Here is a 10,180-nt window from a genome sequence, read left to right on the forward strand (position 1 = left end):
CACGGGCGCGGGCGGTGCCACGGGCGCGGGCGGTGCCACGGGCGCGGGCGGTGCGACGGGCGCGGGCGGTGCGGCCGACGGGACCGTCGCCGTCGGTGCGGGAGGTGTGGACCCGACGAGCACGTAGAAGCACGAGGTGCACCACTGAGATCCCGCGGGCAGCGCGGTGCCGCACTGCGGGCAGTGGATCTCGCTCATCTTCGATTTCTCGGCACCATCGCCGTTGGACTGAACGGCCTAGCGATCGGCACCGCTGCGACGCTTCCCGCCGTACGCTTTCGCTGGCGGCGCAGCACCAGCCAGCGGGCCTTGCCGGGGGAAACCAGCGGTTACGAGGAGCATCAGTGCCCGACTACAGCATCCCAGCCGACTTCACGATTCGTGACGACGCCAACCTGACCGACGCCGTCGTCGCGAACGCCGCGGAGTACGCCGACCGGGTCGTCTTCGACCGCAAGGTCGACGGCAGCTGGCAGCCCGTGACCGCCAAGCAGTTCGCCGAGGAGGTCCGGCAGGCCGCGGCAGGACTGATCGCTGCCGGCGTGGCGCCCGGCGAACGGGTCTGCATCATGTCGAGCACGCGCTACGAGTGGACCCTCCTCGACTACGCGATCTGGACCGCGGGCGCGGTGACCGTGCCCATCTACGAGACGTCCTCCGCCGAGCAGGTCGAATGGATCGTGTCCGACTCGGGTGCGGTCGCGGTGTTCCTGGAAAGCGACCTCCACCAGAAGACCTACGACGAGGTCTCCTCGAAGCTCACCGGAGTCAACAACGTCTGGCGCATCGACAACGGGGCGGTCGAAGAGCTGACCCGCGCCGGCTCCGGCGTCTCCGACGACGACATCGAGCAGCGCCGCCGGACCCTGCGACAGGACAGCCTCGCGACGATCATCTACACCTCGGGCACGACCGGGCGTCCCAAAGGGTGCGAGCTCACCCACGGCAACTTCCTCTTCGACGCCACGTCGACGACCGAAGGCCTCACGGACATGTTCGGCGACGACCAGTCGACGCTGCTGTTCCTGCCGTTGGCGCACGTGTTCGCCCGGATCATCCAGGTCGGCTGCGTGCAGAACCGCGTCCGGATGGGCCACACCGCCGACATCAAGAACCTGCTGGCGGACTTCGGCGTCTTCCGGCCGACCTTCATCCTCTCGGTGCCACGTGTGTTCGAGAAGGTCTACAACACCGCGAAGCAAGGTGCCCACGCCGACGGGAAGGGCCCGATCTTCGATCTGGCGGAGGCAGTCGCGATCAACTACAGCCGGTCGTTGGACGCCAACCCGATCGAGCGCGCGATCTGGACCGTCCCCCACGCGGTGTTCGACAAGCTCGTCTACAGCAAGCTCAAGGCGGCCCTGGGCGGCCAGGTGATCGGTGCGATCTCCGGTGGCGCTCCGCTCGGTGCCCGGCTGGGTCACTTCTTCCGCGGCGCGGGCGTCCCGATCTACGAGGGGTACGGGCTCACCGAGACGACTGCCGGCGCCACGGTCAACCGCCCCGGCGCGATGAAGGTCGGCACCGTCGGCCGGCCCATCCCCGGCTGCACGGTTCGCATCGCCGACGACGGCGAGATCCTGCTCAAAGGCGGCAACGTCTTCGGCGGTTACTACAACAACACCAAGGCGACGTCCGAAGCACTCGAGGACGAGGGCTGGTTCCACACCGGCGACATCGGTCAGATGGACAAGGACGGGTACCTGACGATCACCGGCCGCAAGAAGGAGCTGATTGTCACCGCGGGCGGCAAGAACGTCGCACCCGCCGTCCTGGAAGACCGCCTCCGCGCCCACGCGCTGGTGAGCCAGTGCATGGTGGTCGGTGACAAGAAGCCGTTCATCGCCGCCCTGGTCACCATCGACGAGGAGTCGTTTCCGGCCTGGAAAGCCTCACACGGCAAGCCCGAGTCGGCCTCGGTGGCCGATCTTGCCGAGGACGCCGACCTGCGGGCGGAGATCCAGGCTGCCGTCGACGACGCCAACAAGGCCGTGTCGAAGGCGGAGGCGATCAAGGCCTTCCGCATCCTCGGCGAGGACTGGACCGTCGAGTCGGGCCACCTGACGCCGTCGCTCAAGGTAAAGCGCAACGAGGTCGCCAAGACCTACGCCGCGGACATCGACAAGCTCTACAGCGGCAAGCCGGCCGACTAGGGCGCGGCCACCAGATCTTTCAGCGTGGCGACGACCCCCGGCCAGGTCCACGACTCGCTGACCCACTCCCGGCCGCGTTCGCCCATGCGCTTCGCACGGTCGGAGTCTTCGAACATCGCCGCCGTCGCGTCGGCGATCTCGGCCGGTGAGCCGCCGTCGACGAGTACGCCGGTCTCGCCGTCGATCAGCGCGTCCGTCGACCCGCCGCTTCGGCCCGCAACCACCGGCATGCCACACGCGGCCGCCTCGAGGAACACCATGCCGAGGCCTTCCACGTCGAGCCCGTTGAGCCGCTCGCGACACGGCATCGCAAAGACGTCGCCGGCGCGATACCAGCTCGGTAGCGTCTCGAACGGCACTGAGCCGGTGACGTGCACGTGTTCGGTGACCCGCTGTTCGCGCGCGATCGCCGTGATGCGCGAGCGCGCCGGTCCGCCGCCGACCAGGAGCAGCCCGACGTCGCCGACCCGGCGTCTGATCTCCGGCAGCGCCCGCACCAGCATGTCCTGACCTTTGCGGGGCATCAGGCGCGAGACGCAGACCACGACGGGCCGATCATTCCATCCGATCTCGGCGCGCCTGACCGAACCGTCGACGCGGGGGTTGAACAGGTCGATGTCGACGCCCGGAGCCAGCCGCCGAAGCTTGCCGGCGTCGGGCCCGATGGCGGCAGCCAGCCGGACTTTGGTGTAGTCACCGAGATAGGTCAGCGCGTCGACGTCGCCGGCGATCCGACGCAGCAGCCGGCGGGTGCCCGGCACTCTCGCCCAACCGATCTCGTGGCCGTGCGTGGTCGCGACGATCAGGTTGGCACCAGCGTCACGAAGCGCGGGCGCCAGCAGGCCGAGCGGGGCTGCCGCGCCGAACCACACGTCGGTGCACTCGTGCTCCCGGAAGACCTCGACGGCGGCCCGGCGTACCGCTGGGTTCGGCAGCATCATCTCGGTGTCGTGGCGTACCACCCGGAACGGCTGCTGCGCGTCCCAGTCCTCCCAGCCGCGCCAACGGGAGGTGAACACCACGACCTGCGCGGGGTCGAGGCGCGACACGATGCCGTAGAGGAACGACTGGATGCCGCCGGGCCGGGGCGGGAAGTCGTTGGTCACGAGCAACAGCCGCCGCCCGGTACGCCGCTCGCTCACCTCAGCGCCGCCAGCATCTCCGCGCGCCACAGCGCGACGAGCGAGGCCAGCCGCAGATGCAGCACCGCCACCACCGCGCGGCGTACCGCCTGGCCTGGTGGGCGCATCGAGGCGCCCACCGCGCGGTAGAAGGCCACGAGCTTCGCTACGCCGAACCGCTGCGCGATGGTGCGGCAGACGAACCACGCCTGCTCGTAGCTGACGGCCAGCTGCGCGGCTGCGCCGCGGAAGGCGCGATCGGGCGGCAGCCGGCCGGGCAGCCGGCCACCGCGGACGACGCGCTGGAGCTCGGCGGCCGCGACAGTCACGGGAACGTCGGCGAAGCGGTAGCCGACGTAGTCGGCGAGTCCTTCGATCAGCCAGGTCGGGGTGTGCGTGCCGGTCGCTGCTTCGGACGCGACGTGAGTGAGCTCGTGACGCAGCACGACCTGCTGACCGAGCGGGCTCAGCTGGTGCCAGTTGGCCGGGTTGATGGTGATTCGGTCACCGACCGGCGACGGGTGACCCGCCGCGGTGCGTACCTCCGCGCTGGTGAGCGCCGCGATGCCCGCCAGATCCTCGTGGTCTTCATCGATCAACGCCATCTCGCGTTGCGTTCTCGGCAGCAGCACGACCGCCCGTCGCGACCAGCCACGGCCCCACACCGAGCTCACCTGCGGGATCGCGAGCTGCACGTCGCCGGCTACCACCCGCATCGTCTGCCGTTGGCTGGGCGGACCGAGCACCAGCACGTCGGGGCGCCGGACCACCGCGACCGGCCCGTAGTCCCACAGGTCGGTCGCGGACACCAGCCCGTCCGCGGTGTAGTCCGACAGCGAGGCGAGGTACCAGCGTCCGTGCCGGTCGACGAACGTCGGGTACTGCCGCAGGCTCGTCGGGCGGCGATCGAAGTCTGCGAGCCGGTATCCGAGGGTGAATACCCGCGGCGCCCACACCGGGGCGTCGTAGGCCGCAGCGTCAGCGGGCAGGGCGCGGCCGCGCGCCGTCATCGCGTAGGACCAGCTGCGAAGCGGCACTCGGGCGAGGTCGGTGAACATCCGCGCCTGGCTGCGCCGGAACACCCGGTTGCGAGGATCGACCGTCGCAAGGAACGCGTGGCGATCGTGGTGGACGATCGCCTGCCCGCGCGCGGTGAGTACCCGCTCGATCGCGGCGTACCGGGTCGCGGCCAGGCTGGGCGTCAGCGGCAGCGGGCCGCTGCTGCCGTGCCGAGCCGCCGCGACGCCGACGCCGACGACCACGACCGCGGCCGCCGCGACAAGCCTCGCGGCGGAGGACAACCCGCCGGTCACGACCGGCGGCGCCCCCGCGAGGCCGCAGGTGCCGTGACGCCGAGCAGTACGTCGTCCCAGCTGGGTACGACGATGCGACCGTCGGCGGTCTTCACCTGCTCGCGTCGAGGTGCTTCACGGGGCTCCGGCCGCGGCTTGCGCACCGCCGGCTTCACGGCGGCCTTGCGGGTCGTGCCTTTGCCGGCCACGGCTTTGCGGGTCGTGGCCGAGCGGGAAGTGGTCTTGCCCGCGGGCGCCCGGCTCGCCGCCGGGGCAGCACTGCGACGCGGCTGCGGCGCCTTCGCCGCGGTGGACGCCGGCCGCTTCTTGGCCGGCGCGGCGGTGTCGAGGGTGCCCATCCGGCTGCCGAGCGGGTTGTACGCGGTGAGGTCGCGGCCGTGCGGGCGCCACACCCACTGTGCGCTGCGGGTGCCGCCGCGGGCGGCGAAGGACAGCGTGATGAGCCAGGAAGCGTCCTCGCGCCGCTTGGCGGTCCACTCGACGGTCTCCGGCTGCAGCCCGGCGACCTCGGTGAGGCGCTGGGTCACCGCGTTGCCGAGCGTGGTCGTCGACTCCGGACCGCGCGGTCGGCGCAGCTTGGCCGCCCGCGCCTGGTCGATGATCCGCTCCCGCTCTGAGATCACCGGCGTGGCGTAGATCATGATGCGCGCGACCGGGATCCGTGCGGCGCGGGCGACCTGCTCGACGCTGTCGCCGGCGCGCAGCCGCGCCTGGATCTCCTTGGGCGAGAGCTCGCTTTCGCGGTGCTCGTCCTCGTCGTCGAGCTCGCCGTTGATGGCCGCGACGAGACGGTTGGTGATCCGCACCTGGTGCGTCGCGCGGGTGGCGTCTTCCGAGGTGGCGAGCAGCACGTGGTTGCCGTCGTCGCTGACGGACAGAACCTCAAGCTGGCGCACCACGCTGGACCCTCCTGCTCGGGACCAGAATGCCCCAGCCGTAACAGTTTGCGGCGTATGCCACGCCTGTCACAAGTAACGTCACATTTGCCCGTGATCTTGACGGGCAACTGCCGTTACGGCCGGCCGGCGGAGGTCGGCGGCATGTCGTAGAGCGAGGAGATCTGTACGACGGTGCCGGTGTGCGGCGCCTGGATGATCCGCCCGCCGCCGATGTAGATGGCGGTGTGGTAGGCCGGGTCGCCGTAGAACACCAGGTCGCCGGGCTCGAGATCGCCGAGCGAGACCGCCGGCAGCGCCGCCTGCTGGTCGGCCGCCGTGCGAGGCAGTGAGACGCCCGCCGCGGCCCACGACTCCATCGTCAAGCCGGAGCAGTCGTAGGAGTCCGGGCCGGTTCCGCCGTACACGTAAGGCTTGCCGAGCTGGGCGTAGGCGAACTCGACCGCCGCGGCCGCCTGGCCGGAGGCCGGCCCGTCGTAGCTGCCGCGAAGCGCGGTCTCGTGCACGGCGACCGCGTTCTGCTGTGCGGTGTAGGCCGCCTGCGCCGCCGCGGAGAGCCGGCCGACGACTGCGTGCTCCTGGGCGACCAGGCTGTTGATCGCGCTGCGCTGCTTGGAGATCGTGGCCAGGGTCGCCTTCTGCTGCGCGACCTCGGCGTTGTGCAGCACCTGCGCTGCCGACATCGTGCGCTGGGCGAGATCGGCCGCGGCCAGCTGGCTGGCCTGGAAGTGGGAGACCTCCTGCAGCGTCGAGGTCTGGTCGAGGAAGGTCTGCGGGGTGCCGGAGGTGACCAGCGACATGGTCGCGTCGAGCCCGCCGCTGCGGTAGGCGGCAGCCGCTGAAGCGGCGAGCTTCTGCTCGCTCTTGTCCAGCTGCGCCTGGTCCCGCGCGAGCTCCTTCTCGGTCAGCGCCGCCTTGTGCTGGAGCGCCGCCAGCTTGCTGTTCGCGGCGTCGTAGGACTCAGCGATCTTCTCCGCGCGGGTGTCCAGCACGGCGAGCTGGGCCTTGGCCTGAGCGAGCGTCAGGTTCGACGACGGCGACGCCTGACCGATCCCCGTAGGGACGAAAATCGCGGCGAGCACCGCGATTGTGGCGCCAAAGGTGGGTATGCGTACTCGTGAGGTAGTCGCCACGCCCGGCGGCTCTCCTGTCTTCCACTGACCGCCTACCGGGTGAGCTGACGGGTTCGGGAGGGAAGTTCGCCCTACGGCGCCGCCACGTGGCTCGTGGTGTGCGCCGATTCACCCCAATAGGGACTGGGTCCCCGGCTCTGACCCGACACGGAACCGGTCGCCCGGCTGCGTGCCGAGTCGATGACTCGGCGGTGACCGCTGTGCCATCGCCCGGCTGACGGTGGTTCCCACAGCGACCGCGGTCAGATTAGCGGTACCGCGCGCCGCTCGCCAGCACCGGCCCACAGCAAAATGCCGATTCCTGACCAACCTCTCGTCACTTGTGTCACACCAGTCACAGTGACACTCGAACCCGACAATCGGTACAAGACCGGCTATCCGGGTTGTGCCGTGACCCGAAAGTCGCCACCGAAGTTGTCAGGCGCCGTACGCGGTCCAGCTCATCCGAAGCGGCGGCACCAGGCCACCCTCGGCAAGCGCGTTGAGCGCGCCCGCCTCGTCGGCGGCGAGCTCGCCGGCCGGCGGAGCGGCGAGCAGGACGGTCACCACACAGTCGTCACACGCCACGTCGCGCATCTGGCAGCTGTCGCAGTCGATGATCATGTCGGCGACCGTAGCGACGGCCTCCGACAACTTCTGAACCGGGTGAAAACCCCCTGAATCGGGCGATACCGCCCGCCGCGGCGCGCCGACGGAACGTTGTCGGCACCCAGCCCTACCGTCACGCTCATGCCCGCGCCGTCCGTCCCGCCGTACGGGACGCAGGCGACCTTCGACGAGCTCGGTACGCCGCTGTCCGAGGTGACCTTCGTCGTGGTCGACCTCGAGACCACGGGCGGGTCGCCGGCGAGCTCGGCGATCACCGAGATCGGCGCGGTCAAGGTGCGTGGCGGCGAGCTGCTCGGCGAGTTCCAGAGCCTGGTCAACCCGGAGATGGCCGTCCCGCCGTTCATCGCGGTGCTGACCGGGATCACCGACTCGATGGTGGCGAGCGCACCACGGCTGCCCGCCGTACTGCCGACCTTCCTGGAATGGGCGCGCGGCAGCGTCCTGGTCGCGCACAACGCGCCGTTCGACATCGGCTTCCTGAAGGCCGGCGCGGAGGCGCTCGGCCTGCCCTGGCCGGCGTTCGCCACCGTCGACACGGCGCTGCTGGCGCGGCGCGTGCTCACCCGCGACGAGACGCCGGACTGCAAGCTGTCGAGCCTGTCGCGGCTGTTCGCGACGACGACGAAGCCGTGTCACCGGGCCCTGGCCGACGCCCGGGCCACCACGGAGGTGCTGCACGGGCTGCTCGAACGCGTCGGCAACCTCGGGGTGCGCACCCACGAGGAGCTCGTCTCGTTCTCCGGGCTGGCAACCGCGGCACAGCGGCGCAAGCGCTACCTGGCCGAGGGCCTGCCCGACGGGCCGGGCGTCTACATCTTCCGGGACTCCCGTGGCCGGCCGCTCTACATCGGGCGCAGCCGCCACCTGCGCCAGCGGGTCCGGCAGTACTTCGTCGCCTCCGAACCCCGCACTCGCATGGCGGAGATGGTCGGCATCGCCGAGTCGGTGGACGCCATCGCGTGCGCGCATCCGCTCGAGGCCGAGGTGCGCGAGCTGCGGCTGATCGCCGAGCACAAGCCGCGCTACAACCGGCGGTCGCGATTCCCGGAGCGCGGCTCCTGGCTCAAGCTCACCGTGGAGCCGTTCCCGCGGCTGTCGCTGGTGAAGCGGGTCACCGACGACGGCGCGACCTATCTCGGGCCGTTCGGCTCGGGCCGGGCGGCTCAGGCGGCGATGGCTGCGGTCCACGAAGCGGTCCCGCTTCGCCAGTGCAGCCAGCGGATCACGCCGTCGAAGCCCACGCCCGCCTGCGTGCTGGCCGGCATGGGCCGCTGCGGCGCCCCGTGCGACGGCTCCCAGACCCGTGAGGCCTATGGCGAGGTCGTCGCGCTCGCCCGGCTCGCGCTGAGCGCCGACCCGCAACCCGTTCTTGGCGCCGCACAACGCCGGATGGCCTCGATGTCGGCGCAGGAACGCTTCGAAGAGGCGGCGGCGCATCGGGACCGCGCGGTCAGCTTCCTGCGGGCCCTCGATCGCCAGCAGCGCTTCGCCGCCCTGGCTTCGTGCGCGCAGCTGGTGGCTGCCCGGCCGGGCTTCGGCGGCGGGTGGGACCTCGCGGTCGTGCGCTACGGCCGGCTCGCCGCCGCCTCGACGGTGCCGCACGGCGCGGCGCCCGCGCCGTACCTGAAGGCACTGGTGGCGACCGCCGAGACCGTCGAGCCGCGGCCCGGGCCGCTCGGCGCCGGTACGGCGGAGGAGATCGGCCTGATCCTCGCCTGGCTGGACGGGCCCGGCGCGCGGCTCGTCGCCCTCGACGGGCAGTGGGCCTCGCCGGTCGGCGGCGCAGGCCGGTTCCGCCACTGGCTCGAGGCCGCCGACGACGGCCGGGATGCGGCCCGGCCGTTCGACGACCGTCGCGGGTTGCGCCCGGTCCATCGCCCCGCCCGCGCGTCGCTGGGCTGACCGCGCGGCGGGCGTCCTTCGCGCGCCTGGGCGGCTCGCCCGCGACGGCAGACGGCCGCTCACCGTGACCCTCACCAGCCCCGGCGTCATTGCCGTCAGCCTCGATACCGCCGCCGCGGACAACCGCTCGCCGTAACGCTCACCAGCCCCGGCGCGTCACCGCCGTCAGCCTCGGCGCCGCCGCCGCGGACAACCGCTCGCGGTCACGCCCACCAGCCCCGACGCGTCACCGCCGTCAGCCTCGGCGCCGCCGCCGCGGACAACCGCTCGCCATCGCGCTCACCAGCCCCGGCGCGTCACCGCCGTCAGCCTCGGCGCCGCCGCCGCGGACAACCGCTCGCCGTCACGCTCATCGGTCCCGGTGCCGCCCGCACTCTGGGTAGGGTCGCAGCGTGATCACTGCGATCGTCTTCGTCTCCGCCGCGGTCGACCGGATCAACGAGGTCGCCGAGGAAATCGCCGCCATCGACGGCGTCAGCGAGGTCTACTCAGTGACCGGCGAGATCGACCTGATCGCGCTCGTCCGGGTCCGCTCGCACGAGCAGATCGCCGCGGTGGTCGCGGACCGGCTCAACAAGGTCGACGGCGTCGTGGCCACCGAGACCCACGTGGCCTTTCGGGCGTACTCACGCCACGACCTCGAAGCCGCCTTCTCCATCGGCGACTGACCCCAGCAACGCTCCTTTACCGGGCATTTCGCCCAGCAACGCTCCTTTACCCCGGCTGTTCGCCCAGCGACGCTGCGTTGCTGGGGATATACGCCCAGCAACGGAGCGTTACTGGGTGGCGGGGGTGGCGGTGGCGGCGGACTTGCTGGCCGTGACCCAGGCGTCGAGCGCTGCCGCCGCCGCGCCGGAGTCCAGCGCCTCCGCCGCTCGCGGCAGGGCCGCCGCGATCTGGTCGGCGACCGGTGCCGCGGTCGGTCCGTCGTAGGCCACCAGGCCCGCGGCGGCGTTGAGCAGCACCGCGTCACGCACCGCGCCCGGCTCGCCGTCGAGGAACCGCCGGCTGATCGCGGCGTTGAGCGCCGCGTCGCCGCCTCGAAGCGCCTCC

The 10,180-nt window shown here is 71.5% G+C and carries 9 protein-coding genes and 1 riboswitch; of the genes, 3 read left to right on the forward strand and 6 right to left on the reverse strand.

Annotation, left to right across the window (positions count from 1 at the left end):
- Nucleotides 1-344 precede the first annotated feature (344 nt).
- Complete coding sequence (locus tag VG899_09190) at nucleotides 345-2,153, forward strand: AMP-dependent synthetase/ligase (GenBank protein ID HWA66526.1); 1,809 nt, start codon at nucleotides 345-347, stop codon at nucleotides 2,151-2,153.
- On the opposite strand, the gene VG899_09195 is transcribed toward VG899_09190, so the two are convergent.
- The 5 genes from VG899_09195 to VG899_09215 form a co-directional block, all read right to left on the reverse strand.
- The gene (locus VG899_09195; protein ID HWA66527.1) at nucleotides 2,150-3,295 is read right to left on the reverse strand and encodes a glycosyltransferase family 4 protein; all 1,146 of its coding nucleotides are present in this window, start codon (nucleotides 3,293-3,295) and stop codon (nucleotides 2,150-2,152) included. The two genes, VG899_09190 and VG899_09195, sit on opposite strands and share 4 nt — an antisense overlap.
- Nucleotides 3,292-4,587, reverse strand: a complete 1,296-nt coding sequence (locus VG899_09200) for a hypothetical protein (GenBank protein HWA66528.1) — start codon at nucleotides 4,585-4,587, stop codon at nucleotides 3,292-3,294. Before VG899_09200 ends, VG899_09195 begins: the two co-directional genes overlap by 4 nt.
- Nucleotides 4,584-5,486: a septation protein SepH gene (gene sepH / locus VG899_09205; GenBank protein HWA66529.1), complete on the reverse strand. Its 903-nt coding sequence runs from the start codon at nucleotides 5,484-5,486 to the stop codon at nucleotides 4,584-4,586. The genes VG899_09200 and sepH overlap by 4 nt, the downstream gene beginning before the upstream one ends.
- Before the next feature lie 113 nt (nucleotides 5,487-5,599).
- Nucleotides 5,600-6,565: a C40 family peptidase gene (locus VG899_09210; GenBank protein HWA66530.1), complete on the reverse strand. Its 966-nt coding sequence runs from the start codon at nucleotides 6,563-6,565 to the stop codon at nucleotides 5,600-5,602.
- 65 nt (nucleotides 6,566-6,630) lie between these two features.
- Nucleotides 6,631-6,774, reverse strand: a riboswitch (cyclic di-AMP (ydaO/yuaA leader).
- 259 nt (nucleotides 6,775-7,033) lie between these two features.
- Nucleotides 7,034-7,219, reverse strand: a complete 186-nt coding sequence (locus tag VG899_09215) for a hypothetical protein (protein HWA66531.1) — start codon at nucleotides 7,217-7,219, stop codon at nucleotides 7,034-7,036.
- A gap of 126 nt (nucleotides 7,220-7,345) precedes the next feature.
- On the opposite strand from VG899_09215, the gene VG899_09220 reads away from it, so the two are divergent.
- Together VG899_09220 and VG899_09225 are read left to right on the forward strand one after the other, a co-directional pair.
- Nucleotides 7,346-9,127, forward strand: coding sequence for a DEDD exonuclease domain-containing protein (locus VG899_09220; protein ID HWA66532.1), 1,782 nt, complete (start codon nucleotides 7,346-7,348; stop codon nucleotides 9,125-9,127).
- Nucleotides 9,128-9,519: 392 nt separating this feature from the next.
- Nucleotides 9,520-9,795: an Lrp/AsnC ligand binding domain-containing protein gene (locus VG899_09225; protein HWA66533.1), complete on the forward strand. Its 276-nt coding sequence runs from the start codon at nucleotides 9,520-9,522 to the stop codon at nucleotides 9,793-9,795.
- Nucleotides 9,796-9,903: 108 nt separating this feature from the next.
- Here the strand turns inward: VG899_09225 and VG899_09230 are convergent.
- A partial coding sequence (locus VG899_09230) for an anthranilate phosphoribosyltransferase (protein HWA66534.1) occupies nucleotides 9,904-10,180 on the reverse strand: 277 nt, incomplete at its 5' end.

It is taken from the genome of Mycobacteriales bacterium (genome assembly GCA_035550055.1).
Taxonomy (GTDB): domain Bacteria; phylum Actinomycetota; class Actinomycetes; order JAFAQI01; family JAFAQI01; genus DASZTV01.

What these genes read in the sequence shown, in the direction of transcription:
- VG899_09220 (HWA66532.1), top strand. Translation starts at nt 7,346, where the DNA reads ATGCCCGCGCCGTCCGTCCCGCCGTACGGGACGCAGGCGACCTTCGAC.
- VG899_09215 (HWA66531.1), bottom strand. Translation starts at nt 7,219, where the DNA reads ATGATCATCGACTGCGACAGCTGCCAGATGCGCGACGTGGCGTGTGAC.